This is a genomic window from Francisella noatunensis subsp. noatunensis (assembly GCF_009823375.1).
Lineage (GTDB): Bacteria > Pseudomonadota > Gammaproteobacteria > Francisellales > Francisellaceae > Francisella > Francisella noatunensis.
Map to the genome: position 1 here is coordinate 1 of NZ_WBSX01000009.1, position 20,683 is coordinate 20,683.

Below are 20,683 nucleotides of genomic sequence, written 5' to 3' on the forward strand. Positions count from 1 at the left end.
CTATCTCAGCATTATAGTCACTATTTATACTAGTGCGATTAAGTTCCTTTTTTATAGCTCTTTCACTATAGCCAATTTTATTGGCTATTTGAGATGTTTGGTATCCTAATTTAAGTAATTCTTCTATACAATATCTATTTGAAAGAGTTAAGTGCTTTGGCATTTTTTAGTTCCTTATCGTTTATTTTAGTTTCGTCAAAACCTAATAAACTATATTTGGAACTCTCTTTCAACTATTTAAAACTTTCAGAATACAATCTAGCTTTTCATATTCTCTTGGATTTGACTTTATAGATAAGTTTTATAGTGAGCTACTTATCAATAGGTGTGTTCTAAATTAAGCTAATTTAATATTTTCTACACATACCACCTTCTTGCCAATATTCACTACCTACACAGTGATGACAATAGAACAAACCTTGTGGATCATATTTTATTCTTAACTTTTAGAAGCTTATTATAGTTAGCACCCCAAAACACTTGTTGCCAGTTTTTTTGGAAATAATCTGCCTCATTTGCATAAGTACCAGCATCGGGAGCTAATGCCATTATCATTCCCATAGCCTTATAAATATTATCTACTTTTTGTTGTATTTGTGGAGTCATTTTTGGTTTGCTAAGCTGAGCTTTGTTTGTACTATAACTCATAATTGCCAAAGCCCCAGCATTATAAACACTAGGGTTCATGGATGTACTTCTGGTTAGTCTCAGAGCTTGTTCAGAAGCTCCTGCTAAACCTTTATTAATTTGAATAGATACTGGTGCAAGTTGAGAAACTTTATAAAAAGTTTCTGCTGTTTTATCAATATTTTCAGAATTAAATAATTTCTCAGGTAAATACCAAGATTGATATGTATACCAATATGCAGAAACTTCTCCTGCATTAGAAGCCCGCCAAAACTCACCATCTCGAGCATCTGGACTAGTATTTTTGACAACCATATCAGGATAGTTTTTATGCCAATAATCATAGTTCCAAATCTGATTTGGTGGAATATCTATATATTTAGCTTGATAATGAAGATCAGGTTGACTTTGTACCCATTTTTTAAATGGCTGCCAAGTTTCTAAAGCTTTTTCTCGACTTAAACCTTGTGTAACCATGGCTATTGTCATTCTATTATTTGGACGAAAAGCAAACTGCTCACCCCAGTTCTCATTATTCAATTTCGAATGATAAAATGAAAGAAACTCTTTTATCAAAGCCTTATATGCCTCATTAGAGCTCACCGTTATTTCACAACTAATTAGACCAAAATGGCTAGGAAGCTGATGTGTTCTTAATGTTAAATTTGTAACAATGCCATAAGTTCCACCACCACCACCTTTTATTGCCCAAAATATATCTTGATTTTGGCACTCATTAGCAATAACTGTCTTACCATCTGCAGTAACAACTTCAGCCTGCACTATTCCTCCTGCACCTGTACCATACTCTTTAGACCAGCTACCAAATCCACCTCCTTGAGGAAAACCACCAGCTGCCCCAACCGTTGTAAAGCCTCTTCCTTGGACATATTCATGGTGTTTGTTAGTTACAACATCATAAGCCTCAAGCCATCTTGTATCAGCTCCAACTGTAACGGCTGAATACTCTTTATCCTTTGGACAACTCTGAGGGTTAAAATGCTTATCATATTTAATATCACGCATATTGTGAGTCCATATTAGCAAGGCATTTGGGGAACTAGAACGCCCTAAATAGTCATGCACCTTTGATAACAATACGTAGATTATGTTTTCTAGCAAAGTTAATAGCATTTACCACGTCTTGAGTATCCGCTGCTTCAACAGCATAGCTACTTGGCTGAATATGCCATGCTCCATACCATCCTTGAGATTCATTTCTACTAGAATCTGACTGCATATAAAAAGGATTTTTCATATTTTGTAAAACTGATTTACAACTATCATTTTCTGAATTTTTTTCACATGTAGAAAAAATAGAAGTTGGTTTTATAAGCTTGCCTTTGAGCGATTTTGCCAATGCATCCCATTGTTTGGAATCAGGCCAGCACACCTCTGAAGGTAAGCAACGACAACTAGACTTTGAAGTTTCATTTGAAATATTTGAAAGCGTTTGACGATATGTCAAACCAAATATCGAAGTTAAAATACAGCTTGTAATAATTTTTTTGTACATTTTACCAAGAAATTACTCTGTGATAATAAATATACTAAAGTATTAATATTTTAAATAGAAATTTCTACAACCATCCAAACCATCTATCAAACCAAGTAGGATTTTCCGTACCATCTGGACGTAAGTTATTTACAAACTTATTTTTAGGATAGTTTTTCTTAAGCACTCTTATATTGTCCTTAGCTTGATCATAAAGACCCAGCTTATTATATGCTCTAATTGTCAATACCAAAGCATCTTGAGTTACTGTACTCTGTGGGTAATTTCTTATGATTTGAGATGCTCTATCCAAAGCCGCATTATATGCTCCACGTTTATAATAAAATTTTGCAATATCATAATAGTGCTCCGCAATAATATTATTTATATATATCATTCTACGTTTTGCATCAGGAACAAAACTACCCTTAGGGTCAAGCTTAATAGCTTTTTCAAAGTTAACATAAGCATCTTGATAGCCAGTTGGATTATGATAGTTCATATCATAAGGAGCATATGTTTGTAAAATACCCCTACCATCTTCAAACCCAACAACACCAATCATATAGTATACATAGCCCTTATATGGACTATATGGATACATTTTAATAAATTGTTGACCTAGTGCTAAAGCCATAGTTGACTCATCATCCATATAGTAAACATAGATCAAATCAACCATACCTTTCTCAGCTAATGGAGTAAATGGATACTGTGCTACTAATGACTTATAAGATCTAATAGCATCAAAATACTTTTCATTTTGCATTTGTTCATGGGCTTTTGCATAAATAAAACTTGCTGTATAACCAGTATAAACCTGAGGAAGTTCACTATCTTTCTTAGGTCCACAAGACACTAGCATCATTACCACAAACGCAGTAATTATTAAATATAAAAACCTTTTCATTTAATTTAACTATCCTTAGAATTTTCTTATATAATTCTATATAAAAATTACTTTTTTAGTAAAAATACTTACATTAAGCATACAACATGGCAAATGATACACTATCTAATAAATTTCATCAAAAAATTATGATGCATCCTGATCATGCAGGAAAGAGAATTGACAGCGCGATCAATGAATTATTTGAGCAGTTCTCTCGCTCTCAAATACAGAAATGGATAAAAGACGGTTTAATTACAATCAATGGAAAGACTACTAAACCAAAACATATTCTGCTAGGAGATGAAGAGATTGAAATTAATATAGAGCTTCTACCTACAAATGAATGGTTAGCTGAAAATATTAATCTAAATGTTATTTTTGAAGATGATGATATTATAGTAATTGATAAACCAATTGATATGGTTGTTCATCCCGGTGCTGGTAACATGACAGGTACTATATCAAATGCCTTACTCCACAAATATCCTAATCAAGACAAATTACCAAGAGCTGGTATCGTTCACCGTCTAGATAAAGATACATCCGGTTTGATGGTTGCAGCCAAGAGTAGTATTGCCTATCATAATTTGGTACAACAACTCTCTGAAAGAAAGGTGTCTCGAAAATATCTTGCAATTGTAGAAGGTGAAATTTATGAAGAAGGCACCATTAATCAACCGATAGGAAGAGACCTTAATAATCGTACAAAAATGGCCATCAATTATAAAGGGAAAGAAGCCATTACACATTATAAGCCTATAGAGGTATATGATGGTTTCACGCTAATTGAATGTCAGCTAGAAACAGGAAGGACTCACCAAATAAGAGTTCATATGAAGAGCGTCAAACACCCTTTGGTTGGCGATCAAACTTATAATAAGTCACCAACTAAATTAGATAAAATCGGAATAGAAAATATAAACAGACAGGCTTTACATGCATATAAGCTATCTTTTATACACCCTACTTCTCAAAAGATTATTAGATTTAAAAGCAAACTACCTGAAGATATGTTAAATTTAAAACTAGAGTTGCAACAAACTATCGAAAGCTACGACGATTATGAAGAAGATTATTACGATTATGAATAAAGTTGGTAAAAAGTTAAGCTTAAAGTATTTTGTTGGTATATTTATTGTACTCAACTCATATCTGCGGCAATATTATCACCTATTGGTAACTCTAAACATGAAAAAATGATTTATTTCTTCGAATCCCGAGCTCCTTTTATAGTCAAAAAACCTAATTTCTCTGAAATTAAAGACTTTAAAGAAAGAAAAAAAATATTCATTGAATACATGCTTTCAGCTATCCAAAAAGCTAATAATGAAATATGCTTACAAAGAAAGCAAATACATAAATTGCAAAAAGATTTAGCTAAGAACAATGCTCTTAGTAGCAGACAGCTTAATAAACTAGATCTATATTTAAAATATTATAAAATTGATTCTTCACATGACATTACAGATGAAATAAATTATCTTGATGTCAAGGCTGAGAGAATTCCAACGAGCTTTGTGTTAGCTCAAGCCGCTCTTGAAAGTGGTTGGGGAACATCCAGATTCTCAAAAGATGCTAGATTGTATTCTCAATGTTTATAGAGATACCAAAATGTACTTCATTAGGTGTCAAGTAATTTAAACATTTCTTAGGTCTATTATTCAAGTCTATCTGTAACTTTCTAATGTATTGATGAGATATATTGTTAAAGTTAGCTTCTAGTTGGTATTAGTATCATTTTCTAGTATATTTGAATAACAAGATGACGCTATACAGAAAATAAATGGAAGTAATAATTAAACAAGATACTATTTATTTTGAAGGTATATTAACTCTAAAACAAATAGACTCTAAGCTTATTGATAAAAAAATAAGTCGTAGCAAAGACGATATAAAACAAATTGATTTAACTAAAGTCACATCATTAGACACTGCCGGTGCTTATATAATTATCAAAACAGCAAAGAATCTAAGCCTATCAAAAGAAAATATTATTTTTGCTAATGAGAAAGATAAAAATCTTGTAGATATAGTATTTAAAAACTTCCCAACTACTGCTGAGGAAGAGTTATCGAATAAATCAAACGTTGTTTTCAATAGTATCTATACTCTTGGTAAAAACACAAATAACTTATTATCAGAAGTTAAAACAAGTATAAGCTTTCTGGGAACTATTTTTTTAGGTTACATAACATTAATTCGTAGACCTTATAAAGCTTTTTTCTCAATTGTTCTAAATATTTGCTACGACTCTACAATCAGAGCATTGAGTATAGTAATATTATTATCACTAATTATAGGCTTGGTATTAACCTATCTTCCACTTAATTTACTAATGCAGTATGGAGCTCAAATATTTGTAGTTGATATGCTTGGGATCTCCTCATTTAGAGAATTTGCTCCATTATTTACTGCCATAATTATAGCTGGTAGAAGTGGTTCAGCATTCACATCAGAAATAGGCATTATGAAGGTCAATGAAGAAATCGATGCTCTACAAACAATAGGTGAAGACCCGATGCAACGTCTTGTTTTACCAAGAATAACGGCACTAGTTATCAGCTTACCTGTACTCACGGTTATAGCTATGATTGCTAATATCGCTGGAGGTATTATTATTGCTGACCTAATCGCAGGAATCACGCCTCTACGGTTTATAGAAAGACTATTTTCCAATGTAAATGTAAATCACTTCTATATAGGTCTTCTAAAGACACCTTTTTTTGCATTAGTAATTGCTGGAATAGGTTGTCATCAAGGACTATCTGTTAAAAGAGACTCCCAAAGTGTTGGTAAAGCAACTACTACAAGTGTTGTTTACTCAATATTTTTGATAATACTGGTTGATGCTATCTTCGCAGTAGATCTAAATGGATCTTAGGAGAAAAAGATGAGTGAAAGCCTAATTCAAGTAAGAGATTTAAGTACAAAATTTGGTAAAGAGTGGATTCATAAAGATCTGAACTTAGACATACCTTTTGAAAAAATCAGCTGTATTATCGGCGCTAGTGGTTGTGGTAAAACGACTTTGATGCGAGAAATTTTAATGTTACAACCAATATATTCTGGTAAAATTTTCTTATTAGGTCAAGAAATCTCAAAACTAGCAGATAACCCGATCAAACGTAAAGAGATATCTAGCACAATGAGTATGATGTTTCAACATTGTGCTCTTTTTTCATCTTTAACAAACTTACAAAATGTAATATTCCCACTAAAGCAACACACAAACCTTCCTTTAGATGTTTTAACGGATATAGCTATTATCAAACTAAAGATGGTTGGATTAAAAGAAGAAGCATTTAACAAATATCCTTCAGAAATAAGTGGTGGTATGCTCAAAAGAGTTGCTCTAGCCAGAACTATTGTTTTAGATCCTAAAGTTGTATTTCTAGATGAACCAAATGCTGGATTAGACCCTTACTCTGCTAGAGCTATGGATGATCTTATTTTATATCTAAAAGAAGAGCTTAAAATGTCAGTAGTTATGATTACTCATGATTTAAGCACTATTTGGCATATTGTTGATGATATTATATACATGGATGAAAAGAAAATAATGCTACATGATACTGTCGAATTTGTATCACAACAAACTCAGTATGAAAGTATTAGAAAGTTTTTTGACTCACATAATGATAGTAAGTATTAGGAGCTTATAATGAATGAAAATAGTATAAAAAACCTAATTGCAGGACTATTCGTAATTTTTATGGTATTTGTAATGGTATTTATAGGTTTCTTCCTATCAGGAGGATTTAAAAACCAAGACACCACAGCATTCGTTACGAATTTCAAGAGCATTTCTGGTCTAAATGTAGGCTCTGATGTCTCATATAAAGGTTTTAATATTGGTAAAGTATCCGATATTTCAATAAATAAGGAAAATCCCAAACTTGTTAGTGTTTATATGAAAATAAATAGTCAAATTCCAATATATAAGCAGACAGTAGCAACTTTACAAAGCGTAGGTATTACAGGTCAATCTAAAGTTGAGCTCTCTTTAGATATTTCAGAAAAAAATACTAGCTTAGACTTAATAGATTTAAGAAAAGGCAAAATACCAGAAATAAAATCAAAACCTTCACAACTTGAAACTATTTTGAATAAAGTAAATGGGATTGCAGGCTCTCTCGAAGAAATTTCTGGTAAATTTAATAAAATGATGTCTCAAGAAAACATTCAAAGATTTAATGAGTTTGCTGATAGCTTAAATATTCTATTGTATAATTTAAGTAATTCATCAATATACTTTAACAGAACTCTTATGAATTTTAATGACACTATGTTAGAGGGTCAGGAAACATTTAGTCGACTTAACAGAGTGATAAGCATACTTGATTATGATCCATCAACAATTGTTAGAGGCGTGACTCATAACGACGAGGACTAGAATAATGAAAAAATATATAATTTTATTTACTGTAATACTTATACCTTTTCAATTATTAGCTTTTTCTATATTTGGAGACCATCTAGAGGTACCTACAAAAAAACAGTATGTAATATACAATCAACAGATAGAAGCTAATAAGCTTCCTGATACTAAAGATGCCGATATTAGTACAACCCTACTTATATACAATATCCAAACTCAAGCTTCTAAATCTACACAAATGTTTTATGTTAAAGGTAATAGACTATATACTTTTAAAAATAGTGAGTGGGCTTTACCTGTATCAAAGATGCTGACTGTAGCAGTATTTGAATACATTCTTGATAATAATATTGTTAATAATCTTGCGTTCCAAGATATTAATATTAGACAAGAGTTTACATTATCCGGAACCACTACTTACGGACCTATACTAGACTTAGATAACAAACAATTCTTTTTCTATATCACTTTTTACTTAAAGAATGAAAGAACAGGATATACAAAAATAAAAACCATAAAGTATCACCATAAATTTGATAATGATAATGTAACTTCTGATGAGTATGCTAAAATGACAAATGATGCTTTAGTGCATATATTTTCTCAATTAAAACCATGGTTATTAGAAAATCTCCAAAAGGAGAAACATAAAAATAAACAAATAGAGCAAAGAGAAAAAACCATACCCGCAAATAGTATTCAATCATTATTGACAGTTAAGCAATAAAACTGGCAACCAATCCTATTATACCTCCAAATACACCTCCCCACACAACAAGCCAACCAAGGTGCTCACGAATTATTTTTTGGATAATCTCCTTAACCATCTGAGGTGTTAGCTCATCTAATCTTGCATCTATAAGACTTTCTATTTTTTCTGATGCTTTTTGGGAAACACTATTAGTATCTATGTTTAAATTACCCAAAAGCTCAATAACTTTTGCATCAAGCTTACTAATAAAAGGTTTACGCAATCCTTCTAACCCATCTTTACCACCTAAAAACATTTCAATCATTGAGCCATATTTACTATCCATTAACATCTCAACAAAACTATCAAAGATTTTGTTATAATCTATTTTTGTAGCTATATTATTTGCGATATACCTTTTTATCTCATCATTACTAAGAAATTTGTTAAGGTTAGCTTGAGAGAAAAATTGTTCCATAATCATTTTTTTTATCGTTTTCTTAAAGCTTTCAAACTTGTTAGGAATTATTCCAGAGCCATAGAGAAAAGGAATTTTTTCAAAAAGCATATATATTGCTATCCAGTTTGTCAATGCCCCTGATAGCGCATAAAACCCAATATTCTTAACATGTTGCTCAGCAAAATACCATCCTAATATCGCCAATACTGCAGCAACAAGATTAGTCAAAAAACTTTTATTAAAAATACTCATAAATATACCTTACTTTTTAAATGATTCTGAATTTATAATAAGAAACAATATTTTATCAAATTTTAATTTTATGAGAACTATTCGAGGTTTTTTTGCAGATATTTCGATACAAACGACGAAACTATCTATTACTGGTGAATATTATAACTACTTTAAAAATGTGCTTAGACTTAAAAAATCTGATTTCATAGAGTTATTCAATAATGATGATGGCCTACAATATAAGACACAAATTATCGATATAAACAATAAAAATATATTGTTGGACGTAATAGAAAAAAAAGAAATACATAATGAAAATAGTTATATTGTAAGTATCTATCAAACTATTATCAAAAATGAAAATTTTGAACTTATTATACAAAAAGCTACAGAACTTGGTGTAAATAATATTTATCCTATCATAACCGAGTACACAAACCACAAATTTGACAAAAAAGGATTTGATAAGAAATTAGAACGTTGGAATAAAATAGCTATCTCTGCCGCAGAACAATGCGAAAGAGTATTTATACCTAAAATTCATAATCCCGTTGAAATTAATAGTATACATCTATCAGATAGTGATATGAATATAACTCTTTGCCCATATTCTAATACTCCTAATAATTTTGAAAATCTTATCAAAACTCACAATAATTTTAATATTTTCATAGGTCCAGAAGGTGGTTTTAGCAAAAAAGAAATGGAACTATTTAAAATTAACGGTTTCAATACTGTTAATTTAGGTAAAAGAATACTCAAAGCAGAGACTGCACCTATAAATATTCTTTCAATAATTAACTTTATTAAATAGTAAATTTACTCAACATATAATTATTGCAAAACGCCTATTATAATGCTTTAATTAAGTATCTTAATACTGTTAATTTTCAGGAAGAATATTCATGGACAAAAATTATCACACCCTATCTCGTCCTTTTTGGATAGTTTGGGCCATTGAATTCTGGGAAAGATTTGGATTTTATGGCTTCCAGGCAATTATTGCTTTGTATTTCACACAGCAATTACATCTTAGCGAACTAGAAACCATTTATCTAATGGGCTCTTTCTTTGCTTTTACCTATGGATTTATATGGGTAGGCGGGATTATTGGCGACAAAGTCCTCGGAACCAAGCGCACAATATTAATTGGAGCAATAATTCTTTGTCTATCATACCTAAGTTTTATCTTTGCTAATGAGAAATCAATATATTACATATTTGCAGGTATCATAGTCGGTAATTCACTATTCAAAGCAAATCCTTCTTCCTTAATATCTAAAATGTTTGATAAAGGAGATGGTCGTCTAAATAGCGCAATGACTCTTTACTACCTTGCTATTAATATGGGAGGGTTATTATGTATGGCTTTAACTCCTGTAATATCTCAAACTTATGGATATGTTGAAGCTTTTGTGATTTGTGGTATCGGTTTATTTATCGGTATAGTTAGTTTTATAATGTTTTACCGACAGCTAGAAAACTTAGGTTCAGAAGCAAATAAAAAGCCCTTAAATATTGCAAATTTGGCATACGTAATAGTTGCGAGTATTATCTTAATATTACTGATAGCAAATACACTTCCAAATACCGGACTATGTATTTCAATTACTGCTATTGTAGTTATATTAGCTACAATCTATTTCTTAGAAATAGCTCTAAAACTTAAGCCATATGAAAGAAATAGAATGTTAGTCGCTTTAGTACTAATTATTGAAGCAATCTTCTTCTATGCATTGTATTTCCAGATGCCAACAACTCTAACATTTTTTGCCCTACATAATGTTGATTTATCTATATTTGGATGGCATGTCCCTGCTGCGCAATACCAACTTCTAAATCCTCTATGGTTAATAATACTATCTCCTGTGCTTGCGATTTTGTATAAAAAAAGTAAGATGACACATGCGACTAAGTTTAGTATAGGTATTGCCCTTATGTTTGTCTCATATGCTATTCTTTATTGCACAAAATATTTTGCTACAGATGGAATTATTTCAGGATATTGGTTAATTCTAACTTATGCTAGCTCATCTTTAGGAGAATTATTAATATCTGGATTAGGATTAGCAATGGTTGCTGAACTATGTCCGGCTGCCATATCAGGCTTTGTGATGGGATTCTGGTTCCTTGCGACAATGGTTGCTTCTTACCTAGCATCATATATAGGATCATTTATAGCACTTCCTCTATTTGACAATACTATAACTAGTCAACAAAGTTTAGATACTTACACATCTGTATTTGGATATGTTGCAATATCCATACTAATAGTTACTATCATAATGATTATTTTGACACCTATTCTTAATAGATACATAAAAAGAATAGAAGTTACTGATGATCATAGAGCAGATGCTCTTAGCGTAGTAATTAAAGCTAAGTAGCCATAAATACTCGAAACCTATTACTCCTTAATGAATTTAATATCCTAAAATTATTTCAATACGTTGTATTTTTGCTAGAATAACTACTAATGATGAAAAATCTTATTTACTATGAGTACATTTTCTAATAAAACTTGGATATCAAACTATCCAGAATATGCTTCAGCAGATATTCAAGAAAATCAATATACAATTTTAGATCTATACAAAAATACAATTATACAATTTCTATATAGAGATGCTGTTTCATGTCATGATGTAAATTTAACATTCTGTGAACTTGATGACTTAGCTACTAGTGTTGCGAGTTTCTTACAGAATGATCTAAATATTCAAAAAGGTGATAGAGTAGCTATTGTGCTGCCTAACTGCTTACAATTTACTGTCTGCTTATTTGCCTGTATTAAGATTGGCGCTATTTTTGTCAATATAAATCCTTTATATACGGCTGATGAACTTGAATCAATCTTTAACAACTGTGATATTAAAGCAGCAATTGTATTGGATATGTTCGCTCATCATATACAAAAAGCTAAAGTAAATATTAACTCATTAGAAAATGTTATTGTTACAAATATTACTGATTTATATCCATTCCCAAAAAAGCAGATTATCGGCTTTGCATCAAAAAACTTAATAAAAGATAAACCTAAATACAATAAAAATATTTTTATACCTTTTAGTAAGGCTGTTAAAGCTGATAAAAAACTATATAAAAAACCTGAAATAGATAGAGAAGATATATTATGTTTACAATATTCAAGTGGTACTACTGGCAAACCCAAAGGAGCCATATTAACGCATAATAATCTTGCCTCAAATATTCAGCAGGTATGGGCATGGGTAAAGCATGATATGGATATGTCTGATCAGATCATAATAACAGCTCTACCTCTTTATCACATATTCTCTTTGAGTGCGAACTTATTATGTTTTTTCTTTGCTGGAGCAAAAAATGTTTTGATTCCTAATGCTAGAGATATTAAAGATCTAATAAAAACTATGTCAAAAAATGAGTTTACTATATTCAATGGTCTTAATACTCTTTATATGGCCATGTTAGAGCATCCTGATTTTGAAAAGATAAATAAAACCAGATATCAATACTCTTTAAGTGGTGGTATGCCTATTTCTCGTAAAATATATTTACACTGGTTAGATAGAACAGGTGTCGAACTTAAAGAAGGATATGGTATGACAGAAATGTCACCAGCTATTGCTTTAAACAAGTTTAATGAGTCAGAAGATGATTACTTCGGCACTTGTGGCTACCCTATTCCAGGTACAGGCCTTAGTATTAGAGATATTGAAACACAACAAGAAATTAATGAGTGTTATAAAGAGGGAGAAATTTGGCTTAAAGGCCCTCAAAAATGTCGTGGTTTCTGGAATGATAAACAAAATAATGAACTATACTTTACTGATGATGGTTGGTTAAAAACTGGTGATATAGGATATATAGATAAAAAAGGACGCCTAACTATATCTGATAGACTCAAAAATATGATTATTGTGTCAGGATTTAATGTTTACCCTCGTGAAGTTGAAATATGTATACTTAAACTAGACTATGTGAAAGAAGTAGCGATTACAGGAGTTGAGTCTAAAACTTCTGGGGAAAGAGCTATTGCTTTTATATCCTTAGAAAAAGGTTCCAAAGCAACTGAAGATGATATTATAAAGCACTGTAAGGAAAAGTTAGCTAGCTATAAAGTTCCTAAATCTTGTATTTTTGTCGAAACTTTACCTAAAAATAATACAGGTAAAATAGATATTAAAAAGTTAAAAAAAGATTTTTTATAAAATTCTCATTAATTCTCGCTGAAAAAATATTGTTTTGGTGTTTTACCAAAAGCTTTGCGAAACATCGCTATAAAATTACTTGGAGATGCATACCCAAGCGAATCAGAGACTTCAGTAACAGATATATCTTTTGCTAGCATATCAAGCCCACGTGCTAACTGAGCTTGCTGACGCCAACGAGAAAAACTAAGACCTGTTTCAGACAAAAAAATTCTTCTTAATGTTCTAGCCGACATCGCTCCAAATGAGGCCCATTGCTCTAGACTTGTTGTTATTGATGGATTATCAATAATTGCATTAACAACTTTTAAAGCTCTATCAGTTTTTGGCATAGGTAAATGAAGAGCTTCTTCTGGAGCTGAGCTAATTTCATTACATATAATTTTCGCAATATTCTCTTGATCTGATGTTAGCATTTGTTGTTTATCCCATTCTGTTGCTCTAAGAGCAAGAGCTCTAAGCACCTCACTCATCGGAATTACTCTCGAACTTTTAGGCATCTCATCACATAAGCATGGCAATATAAAAATAACCCAACCAGTTACTAATCCACTTATGCGAATTTTATGAGATATATTTGGAGGGATCCATCCTGCTCTATTAGACGGAAGTACCCATGATCCATCAGGAGTACTTACATGTACAAGTCCGGACTCAATACAAAATATTTTACCTCGTGAATGATCATGCCAGTCAGTTTCTTGATTACTTATTTTGTTTTCACTATCAGAAGTATTTCCACCTTTTATAGCTATTATTGAAGGTCCATCAAGCCACTGGCCATAAATTGATATTTCAACTTCAACAACATTTTGGCCGTTTTTCACTATTTATTGTCCATATAATGCTATAATACATTGGTAGAAGTGTGCAATAATTCTACAATAAAATAAACTGTAAAATTAATTTTCTTAATAACATAGCTAAAAACTATAGTATATTAGCTGTGCTTTGATTATAAAATATATAAATTATGCAGACTGATAACACAACAAAGATTGGCTTTTGGAGTCAAAAAAGAACAATAGTTGCGTTAGCAATAAGCTTGCTAGCATTAGCTGAAATTGTTGACTTAACAATCGTAGCAGTTGCTATTCCTCAAATCATGGGGGCAATAGGAGCAAATGTTGAAACTATTGCTGATGTAACTACAGTATATATTGTTACCGCTGCAATTTTTATACTATTATCGGGTTTAATTATAGAAAAATATGGCATTAAAAGAGTTGCTTTAGTTTCATCTGTAATTTTTGGTATATCATCTATTATGTGTGGTTTATCAACATCTCTAGCAGAAATGATTGTATTTAGAGCTTTTCAAGGTATGGGAGGAGCATTTTTACCATCAGTAGCTCAAACATACATCTCTACAAATTTTAGAAATGAAGAATACAATAAAATGATGACTGTATATAGCATGGTTATCGTTATGGGTCCGATTATTGGGCCTGTACTTGGTGGTGCTATTTGTGAAAACATGTCATGGGAATGGATTTTCTATGTAAACGTACCTCTTTGTATAGTTGCTTTTGTGATCATTTTCTTCATGATGGATGCAACTAAAATTAAAAAAATCAAAATAGACTATATTAGTTTTGGCTTTATGGCTATTGGTGTTGGATGTCTAGAACTTTTTATTGATAATGGAAATACTAATGGTTGGTTCTCTTCTATAGAAATGATTATACTTTTGAGTATATCTATTGTTTCACTAGGATTTTTTATTTGGAGAGGTTTAATATATTCTTCCGTAGTAAAATTTAGAATATTTAAAAATTTCAATTTTATCCTAGCATGTTTTTTATGTTTTATGTTTGTATTATTGTTTTCTGCTGCTATGGCATACTTACCAACAATGCTACAACAAGTATATGGTTATCCTGTTGATTTAGCAGGTTATATTACTGCTCCTAGAGGAGTTGCTGCAATTTTTGGCTCTGTAATAACTCAAAACTTCTTAGTAAAAAAACTAGGTGTTAGAACTACTATCAGCTTAGGAATGCTTACATTTGGAGCATCTTGTCTAATGCAAGCAAGCTTCTCACCGACAGCAAGTGAGTTTGACATAGTCTTAACTACCGCTATTCAAGGACTTGGAATGATGATGTTTTTTGTTCCATTTATGAGCATACTTGTCGTTGGAGTAGCTGATGAAGATATGGGAGATATGTCTGGTTCTTTTAACTTTTTCAGGAATTTTGGTAGTTCCGTGGGTACTGCTTTTGTGGCGACTTTTATATCAAGAAATCAACAAACCACATATCAAGAATTATCACAAAATATTTCATATATGAATAATAGCTTTCAAGCTTGGACAAATACATTACCGATCGCAAATAATACAGAAGCCATAGCTATAGCAAAACAACAAATACTGCATCAAAGCAGTTTATTAAGCTACGTTAACTCTTTTTATGTTGTAGGTATTCTTAGCCTCTTATTAGCTATAGTACCATTTTTATTAAAAGAACCTCCTAAGGACGCTGCTGTTCCAGCAATGCATTAATTTTATTATAGGAATAATTTAAAATGTCAGAAGAAAAAATACTTGATACTCAGATACCGGAAAAAAAGCAAGAACAGAATGTGAAAAAAGAATCAAAATTTTCACCTAAGAAAATAGCTATTGGACTTGGTATAATTACTTTAACAGCACTTAGTATCTATGGGTACTATAAATATAATAAAATTTTTCCAAATACTGATAATGCATATGTAAATGCTGATGTAATTAACATATCACCCAAGGTTGGTGGATATATTGAAAAAGTTTATGTACAAAACAACCAGTATATACATAAAGGTGATAAGCTAGTACAAATAGATCCTAAAGACTATCAACTACAAGTTGCAAATGCAAACGCAAAAATTATTCAAGCTAAAGGGCAATTAGCTGTAGCCCAAGAGCAAGTAAGTGTTGCAAAATCAAATCTCACCAAAGCTCAATCATCGCTTGATACAGCTACAAGTATGGCTGATAGATATATAAAACTCTATAAAGAAGATGCAGGATCTCTACAAGATGCTCAAAAATACATAAATCAAAAAATACAAGCAGAAAAAGCTAAGGATGAAGCATATTCATCTCTTAAACAAGCTCTTGTACAAGTAGAAATAGCAAAAGCTCAAGTTGGTGCTGCAAAAGTTGGATACGATAATGCTAGCCTAAATCTAAGCTATACAACTCTTATTGCTCCAGACGATGGTTATGTTTCAAACCTAAAAATATATAAAGGGCAACTTGTTTCTACTGGACAACCATTATTTGGTTTCATTGATAACAAAACGTGGTGGATAGATGCCAACTTTAAAGAAACTGATCTTGATAGAATCAAACCTGGACAATCAGTAAAAATTGAACTAGATATGTATAGTCATACTTATACAGGTACGGTAAATAGTATTAGCTACGCAACTGGTTCGGTATTTTCACTGCTACCTCCTGAGAATGCTACTGGTAACTGGGTTAAAGTTACGCAACGCTTTCCAGTAAAAATAGTACTAAAAAATGACCCTAAATATCTTTTGAGGGTTGGCGCCAGTGCAACAGTAAAAGTAGATACTTTATAAGGTTGCTACTATGATTAAAAATAAAATTATTACATCAGTATTGATTACAACGACATTCTTAATATCTAGTTGTAGTTTTTTCGATCCAAAATATGAAAGACCTAAAGTTAAAGCACCAGCTCTTTGGAATAGCCAAGATAAGAATGTCGAAATAACGAAAAACTGGAATCTTACAAAAATTGCATGGTGGAGAGAGTTTCACGATCCAGTATTAAATAACCTTATAACTACAGCACTAAAAGATAACAATAAATTACAAGTTTCTATAGGAAATATCCTCCAAGCTAATGCAGAAATAAATAAAGCTAACTATGGTTGGTTACCTACAGCAAGTGTTGGAGGTGGCGGATTTGTAGCTCAAGCTTTTGATATTAATTCAAATTCAAGCATACCTCAACTTAACAATGTTGGTACCCAAACTGCTGGTGGCTCTTTAGTAGGTATAATCCCTAGTTATACAATAAATATTGCTAGACAGTTTAAATTAGGAGAAATTTCTAGATTAAGTAAAAAGATGCAAGTCAACCTTAAAAACACTACTAGACTATCAATCATAAGTCAGGTTAGTGCTGCATATTTCTCATTAATTACAGCTCAAGAACAATTAAAATTACAAACTCAAATGGTCAATCAACTTGAATTACTTTTCTATTATGCTGAAAATCAGCATAAACTTGGGGCAACATCTCCAATGTTAGAAGAGGTCATAAGACAACAGCTTGAAGCTCAAAAAGGGAAAGTGGCTATGATCAAAAATGATATAGTTCATTTCCAAAATACTCTCAAAATACTAATGGGAAGAAATCCTGGCAAGATAGTAACGTCAAGAACACTTAATGATATAAATGCAGATATTAAAGTGCCTGTTAATTTGCCATCTCAAGTATTAGAAAATAGACCTGATGTGGCTATTGCTGAATATAAGTTACAAACAGCCAATGCAAATATAGGTTTAGCTCGATCTCAATTCTTCCCAAGCATAGATCTAACAGGAACTTTTGGAAACGCAACCCTTGCCCTTGGAGAGCTTGCAACCATGAATGCTTGGGCATGGGCAGCTGAAGCTGTAGCAGCTGTACCAATATTTAATTTGAGCATTCTTGCAGATAGTGATAAAGCTAAAGCACAATTCTACCAAGCATATTATGACTATATTAGTACTCTACAAAAAGCATTCCAAGATGTTGATGATACTCTATCTGAAAGATCTGCAAATGAAAAAAATTATATGAAACAAACAGTTTCTCTGAAATCAACAGAAAGACAAGAAAGTATATTCTCTAAAAAGTATAGTTCTGGCGCTATTAGCAAAGCACAGTATACAGGTATTACTCTTAATGTACTTTATCAACAAATGCAGGTAAATCAAGCAAAGCTAAAATCTTTGATAAGTATTGTCAATCTATACCAAGCTCTAGGTGCTGGTTATAATGTTGATAACTACATAGATCCTCATTATGATAACCCTGCTTTTGATAAGTAGTGACCTTTCAATAACCTAAACACATTATCTTAGTAATAAATAATTTGTTGTTATGATAAAATCTCTCAAAATTAAAATCTTAGTTAAAGGTAATCTAATATGAAAATAATAAAAAATTTTATTGCAAAAGAGTATTCTAAAAAATTAATAGAATGGTTAAAAAAAATTTGTATAAACTATCCTGCTGAAGGTTTTGTGATTGGCATTAGTGGTGGCATAGATTCAGCAGTAGCAGCATCTTTAGCAGTTAAAACTGGATTACCTACAACAGCACTAATACTACCATCAAAAAATAATCAAGATCAAGATATGAAAGATGGACTAGAGCTCATTAAAAATCTTGATATAGAACATCATATTGTTCCAATACAACCTGCTTATGATACATTTATAGAGTCAACTTTTAACTTCACAAACTCACAAAATGACCGCCAACATGTCATCAAAGGTAATGCTCAAGCTCGTCTTAGAATGATGTATTTATATGCATATGCTCAACAAAATAACAGAATTGTCATAGGCACAGATAATGCCTGTGAATGGTATATGGGTTACTTTACAAAATTTGGGGATGGCGCAGCAGATATACTACCTCTTGTTAATCTTAAAAAATCACAAGTCTTCGAGTTAGGCAAATATCTCAAAGTTCCACAAAATATTATAGATAAAGCTCCATCTGCAGGTCTATGGCAAGGTCAGACTGATGAAGATGAAATGGGTGTCACATACAAAGAAATCGATGATTTCCTAGATGGTAAAGAAGTCTCAGAGAAAGCACTTGAAAGAATAAACTTCTGGCATAATCGTAGTCATCACAAAAGATCTATAGCTTTTACACCAGACTTTTGATAAAACTCTCAAAATTATATTTGACTATAATTAAAAATCTAATATATCATAACTAAAAAGAATCAACTAGAAATTATAATGAAAAAGCTATTTATAATATCTCCTTTTTTACTGTCGCTTGTTGCTTGTGCTCACTTAGGCAATAGTGACAAAATGACAGAGCTCTATATTGATAAGAAAGCTCCTGATATTCAAGATATAAATTTCAATAAATCAGGTACTCTTCCAGCAAATGTAGAAAATCAAAGTTATTACAACGTTATAACTTCTGGCTCTGCAATAACTAATTGTAGTGTTTTTGACTATGGTAGTAAAACAATCGATGAACCAGGAAAAAATCAAATATTTATAGGTGATGCACGCGATTGGGACATTGTTAGAATTGATTGTCGCAAAAATCATGGCAAAGGTAAAGCTGGCGAGAAATATAACCTAGAAATTAAAGTGTTTGTAGATGATACTACATATTATGCTTCAACAGAAATTGTACATGCTTAGTATTTCAAATAATTTTCTCTAAAATCTTTTAATCAGTCGATTTTGGCTAATTACCTGTAGATGACTAAAACAAGTTAACTTTCATAATTGGCTACCACTATAGTGGAAATAGATTTGTTTAGATAATAGAAATATTTACTCAAAAAATTTCTTGGCATAATCTTTGACATTATCAAACCAAGTCTTACTCTTAGGTGAATGTTTACTTTGATAATCTTCACCTAAACTATCTGCAAACTTTTCTAATAGTTCTTTCTGTTCAGAGTTTAGATTAATAGGAGTTTCAACGACTACTTTACAAAGGAGATCCCCTCTTCTTTGCCCTCTGAGAGACTTCATTCCTCTTTCTCTTAAGCGAAATACTTTATCAGTCTGAGTTTCTGGTACGACTTTAAGTACCACTTCACCATCAAGAGTTGGAACCTTTATTTCACCACCTAGACAAGCTTTTGTGAAACTAATTGGCATTTCACAATATAGGTTCATATCTCTTCTTTCAAAGATTTTATGATCCTTAACTAAAATTTGGACATACAGGTCACCATTCATTGAACCGTTAGATCCTGAACCACCCTCACCTTGTAGCCTAATTCTATCACCACTGTCTACACCTTCAGGTATCTTAACTTTGATAGTTTTTTGTTTCTTAACTTTACCACTACCATAACAATCATCACAAGGATCAGCGATACTTGCACCTGTACCATTACATACAGGACAAGTTTGCTCAAAAGCAAAGAAACCTTGCTGCCTTCTAATTGTTCCTTGTCCATGACAAGCATGACAGGTTGTTTTAGTTTTTGACTTAGAGCCTGTACCATCACAACTATCACAAGATTCCATCCTTGGTATATTTATCTCTTTTTCTACACCAAAAAAAGCCTCTTCTAAAGAAATCTCGATAGTATATTCTAGATCACTACCTCTAGATGCTCTAGATCTACTAGATCCGCGGGAAGCACCTCCAAAGAATGTATCAAAAATATCCTCAAAACCTCCAAAGCCACCTGCGCCACTAGCTCCGCCTTGCTGATTAACTCCAGCATGACCAAACTGATCATACCTAGATCTTTTACTATCATCACTTAGTATTTCATAAGCTTCAGAGATCTCTTTGAATTTTATTTCTGCTTCTTTATCATCAGGATTACGATCTGGATGGTATTTCATCGCAAGCTTTCTGTAAGCTCTTTTAATCTCAACACCTGAAGCTGTTTTAGATACATTTAAAATTTCATAATAGCATTTTTGTTGCATTTTACCTAACCTAAAAATTTTGGACAGAATATTATAACAAAAAGAAAAGTGTGGATAAA

The 20,683-nt window shown here is 31.7% G+C and carries 19 protein-coding genes and 2 pseudogenes; 14 read left to right on the forward strand and 7 right to left on the reverse strand.

All coding sequences use genetic code 11. The features are described from left to right. The 3 genes and pseudogenes from F8C69_RS10980 to F8C69_RS01605 all read right to left on the reverse strand — a co-directional run. A partial coding sequence (locus F8C69_RS10980; RefSeq protein WP_159183823.1) for a helix-turn-helix domain-containing protein occupies positions 1-163 on the reverse strand: 163 nt, incomplete at its 3' end. A gap of 184 nt (positions 164-347) precedes the next feature. Beyond that, positions 348-2,143 (reverse strand): annotated as a pseudogene (locus tag F8C69_RS01600) (FAD-binding protein). Positions 2,144-2,207: 64 nt separating this feature from the next. After that, positions 2,208-3,032 (reverse strand): outer membrane protein assembly factor BamD, encoded by an 825-nt coding sequence (locus F8C69_RS01605; RefSeq protein WP_159183931.1) that lies wholly within the window; start codon positions 3,030-3,032, stop codon positions 2,208-2,210. An 86-nt stretch (positions 3,033-3,118) separates the two neighbouring features. Between F8C69_RS01605 and F8C69_RS01610 the strand changes: the two genes are divergently transcribed. Together F8C69_RS01610 and F8C69_RS01615 are read left to right on the forward strand one after the other, a co-directional pair. Then, positions 3,119-4,105 carry an RluA family pseudouridine synthase gene (locus tag F8C69_RS01610; RefSeq protein ID WP_159183932.1) on the forward strand — a complete coding sequence of 329 codons (987 nt, stop codon included), beginning with the start codon at positions 3,119-3,121 and terminating at the stop codon, positions 4,103-4,105. A gap of 105 nt (positions 4,106-4,210) precedes the next feature. Next, entirely contained in the window at positions 4,211-4,615 is a 405-nt protein-coding gene (locus F8C69_RS01615) for a glucosaminidase domain-containing protein (protein ID WP_234384139.1), read from the forward strand. Here F8C69_RS01615 and F8C69_RS11345 read toward each other — a convergent pair. Then, positions 4,590-4,727 (reverse strand): annotated as a pseudogene (locus tag F8C69_RS11345) (IS30 family transposase); the annotation flags it as partial. The gene F8C69_RS01615 and the pseudogene F8C69_RS11345 sit on opposite strands and share 26 nt — an antisense overlap. A 70-nt stretch (positions 4,728-4,797) precedes the next feature. Between F8C69_RS11345 and F8C69_RS01625 the strand changes: the two are divergent. The 4 genes from F8C69_RS01625 to F8C69_RS01640 are packed head-to-tail and all read left to right on the forward strand — an operon-like array spanning position 4,798 to position 8,119. Further along, a complete protein-coding gene (locus tag F8C69_RS01625; protein WP_159183933.1) occupies positions 4,798-5,895 on the forward strand; it encodes an MlaE family ABC transporter permease in 1,098 nt (365 codons plus the stop codon). A 9-nt stretch (positions 5,896-5,904) separates the two neighbouring features. Then, positions 5,905-6,666 carry an ABC transporter ATP-binding protein gene (locus tag F8C69_RS01630; RefSeq protein ID WP_044526530.1) on the forward strand — a complete coding sequence of 254 codons (762 nt, stop codon included), beginning with the start codon at positions 5,905-5,907 and terminating at the stop codon, positions 6,664-6,666. Positions 6,667-6,675: 9 nt separating this feature from the next. Then, positions 6,676-7,407, forward strand: a complete 732-nt coding sequence (locus F8C69_RS01635; RefSeq protein WP_159183934.1) for an MlaD family protein — start codon at positions 6,676-6,678, stop codon at positions 7,405-7,407. A 4-nt stretch (positions 7,408-7,411) separates the two neighbouring features. After that, a complete protein-coding gene (locus F8C69_RS01640) occupies positions 7,412-8,119 on the forward strand; it encodes a hypothetical protein (RefSeq protein ID WP_159183935.1) in 708 nt (235 codons plus the stop codon). On the opposite strand, the gene F8C69_RS01645 is transcribed toward F8C69_RS01640, so the two are convergent. After that, the gene (locus tag F8C69_RS01645; RefSeq protein ID WP_159183936.1) at positions 8,109-8,795 is read right to left on the reverse strand and encodes a DUF445 domain-containing protein; all 687 of its coding nucleotides are present in this window, start codon (positions 8,793-8,795) and stop codon (positions 8,109-8,111) included. The two genes, F8C69_RS01640 and F8C69_RS01645, sit on opposite strands and share 11 nt — an antisense overlap. Positions 8,796-8,865: 70 nt before the next feature. On the opposite strand from F8C69_RS01645, the gene F8C69_RS01650 reads away from it, so the two are divergent. The 3 genes from F8C69_RS01650 to F8C69_RS01660 all read left to right on the forward strand — a co-directional run bounded on the left by F8C69_RS01650 (position 8,866) and on the right by F8C69_RS01660 (position 12,967). Further along, positions 8,866-9,591 (forward strand): 16S rRNA (uracil(1498)-N(3))-methyltransferase, encoded by a 726-nt coding sequence (locus F8C69_RS01650; protein ID WP_159183937.1) that lies wholly within the window; start codon positions 8,866-8,868, stop codon positions 9,589-9,591. 91 nt (positions 9,592-9,682) lie between these two features. Further along, positions 9,683-11,164, forward strand: coding sequence for an oligopeptide:H+ symporter (locus tag F8C69_RS01655; protein ID WP_192189621.1), 1,482 nt, complete (start codon positions 9,683-9,685; stop codon positions 11,162-11,164). Between the two features lie 111 nt (positions 11,165-11,275). Next, the gene (locus tag F8C69_RS01660; protein ID WP_159183938.1) at positions 11,276-12,967 is read left to right on the forward strand and encodes a long-chain-fatty-acid--CoA ligase; all 1,692 of its coding nucleotides are present in this window, start codon (positions 11,276-11,278) and stop codon (positions 12,965-12,967) included. An 8-nt stretch (positions 12,968-12,975) separates the two neighbouring features. On the opposite strand, the gene F8C69_RS01665 is transcribed toward F8C69_RS01660, so the two are convergent. After that, positions 12,976-13,794, reverse strand: a complete 819-nt coding sequence (locus F8C69_RS01665; RefSeq protein ID WP_372357650.1) for an AraC family transcriptional regulator — start codon at positions 13,792-13,794, stop codon at positions 12,976-12,978. Between the two features lie 146 nt (positions 13,795-13,940). On the opposite strand from F8C69_RS01665, the gene F8C69_RS01670 reads away from it, so the two are divergent. The 5 genes from F8C69_RS01670 (at position 13,941) to F8C69_RS01690 (ending at position 19,367) form a co-directional block, all read left to right on the forward strand. Further along, positions 13,941-15,473 (forward strand): MDR family MFS transporter, encoded by a 1,533-nt coding sequence (locus tag F8C69_RS01670; protein ID WP_159183939.1) that lies wholly within the window; start codon positions 13,941-13,943, stop codon positions 15,471-15,473. Positions 15,474-15,496: 23 nt separating this feature from the next. After that, a complete protein-coding gene (locus F8C69_RS01675; RefSeq protein WP_159183940.1) occupies positions 15,497-16,537 on the forward strand; it encodes an HlyD family secretion protein in 1,041 nt (346 codons plus the stop codon). A gap of 10 nt (positions 16,538-16,547) precedes the next feature. Continuing rightward, a complete protein-coding gene (locus F8C69_RS01680; protein ID WP_159183941.1) occupies positions 16,548-18,020 on the forward strand; it encodes a TolC family protein in 1,473 nt (490 codons plus the stop codon). Positions 18,021-18,119: 99 nt separating this feature from the next. After that, positions 18,120-18,869: an NAD(+) synthase gene (gene nadE / locus F8C69_RS01685; protein WP_159183942.1), complete on the forward strand. Its 750-nt coding sequence runs from the start codon at positions 18,120-18,122 to the stop codon at positions 18,867-18,869. 78 nt (positions 18,870-18,947) lie between these two features. Beyond that, positions 18,948-19,367 (forward strand): hypothetical protein, encoded by a 420-nt coding sequence (locus F8C69_RS01690; protein WP_159183943.1) that lies wholly within the window; start codon positions 18,948-18,950, stop codon positions 19,365-19,367. 135 nt (positions 19,368-19,502) lie between these two features. Here the strand turns inward: F8C69_RS01690 and dnaJ are convergent, their stop codons facing one another. Next, a complete protein-coding gene (dnaJ, locus tag F8C69_RS01695; RefSeq protein ID WP_159183944.1) occupies positions 19,503-20,624 on the reverse strand; it encodes a molecular chaperone DnaJ in 1,122 nt (373 codons plus the stop codon). Positions 20,625-20,683 lie beyond the last annotated feature (59 nt).

Excerpts from the sequence above, each read along its gene's own strand:
- F8C69_RS01605 (WP_159183931.1), bottom strand. The coding sequence starts at position 3,032 with ATGAAAAGGTTTTTATATTTAATAATTACTGCGTTTGTGGTAATGATG.
- F8C69_RS01610 (WP_159183932.1), top strand. The coding sequence starts at position 3,119 with ATGGCAAATGATACACTATCTAATAAATTTCATCAAAAAATTATGATG.
- F8C69_RS01615 (WP_234384139.1), top strand. The coding sequence starts at position 4,211 with ATGATTTATTTCTTCGAATCCCGAGCTCCTTTTATAGTCAAAAAACCT.
- F8C69_RS01625 (WP_159183933.1), top strand. The coding sequence starts at position 4,798 with ATGGAAGTAATAATTAAACAAGATACTATTTATTTTGAAGGTATATTA.
- F8C69_RS01630 (WP_044526530.1), top strand. The coding sequence starts at position 5,905 with ATGAGTGAAAGCCTAATTCAAGTAAGAGATTTAAGTACAAAATTTGGT.
- F8C69_RS01635 (WP_159183934.1), top strand. The coding sequence starts at position 6,676 with ATGAATGAAAATAGTATAAAAAACCTAATTGCAGGACTATTCGTAATT.
- F8C69_RS01640 (WP_159183935.1), top strand. The coding sequence starts at position 7,412 with ATGAAAAAATATATAATTTTATTTACTGTAATACTTATACCTTTTCAA.
- F8C69_RS01645 (WP_159183936.1), bottom strand. The coding sequence starts at position 8,795 with ATGAGTATTTTTAATAAAAGTTTTTTGACTAATCTTGTTGCTGCAGTA.
- F8C69_RS01650 (WP_159183937.1), top strand. The coding sequence starts at position 8,866 with ATGAGAACTATTCGAGGTTTTTTTGCAGATATTTCGATACAAACGACG.
- F8C69_RS01655 (WP_192189621.1), top strand. The coding sequence starts at position 9,683 with ATGGACAAAAATTATCACACCCTATCTCGTCCTTTTTGGATAGTTTGG.
- F8C69_RS01660 (WP_159183938.1), top strand. The coding sequence starts at position 11,276 with ATGAGTACATTTTCTAATAAAACTTGGATATCAAACTATCCAGAATAT.
- F8C69_RS01670 (WP_159183939.1), top strand. The coding sequence starts at position 13,941 with ATGCAGACTGATAACACAACAAAGATTGGCTTTTGGAGTCAAAAAAGA.
- F8C69_RS01675 (WP_159183940.1), top strand. The coding sequence starts at position 15,497 with ATGTCAGAAGAAAAAATACTTGATACTCAGATACCGGAAAAAAAGCAA.
- F8C69_RS01680 (WP_159183941.1), top strand. The coding sequence starts at position 16,548 with ATGATTAAAAATAAAATTATTACATCAGTATTGATTACAACGACATTC.
- nadE (WP_159183942.1), top strand. The coding sequence starts at position 18,120 with ATGAAAATAATAAAAAATTTTATTGCAAAAGAGTATTCTAAAAAATTA.
- F8C69_RS01690 (WP_159183943.1), top strand. The coding sequence starts at position 18,948 with ATGAAAAAGCTATTTATAATATCTCCTTTTTTACTGTCGCTTGTTGCT.
- dnaJ (WP_159183944.1), bottom strand. The coding sequence starts at position 20,624 with ATGCAACAAAAATGCTATTATGAAATTTTAAATGTATCTAAAACAGCT.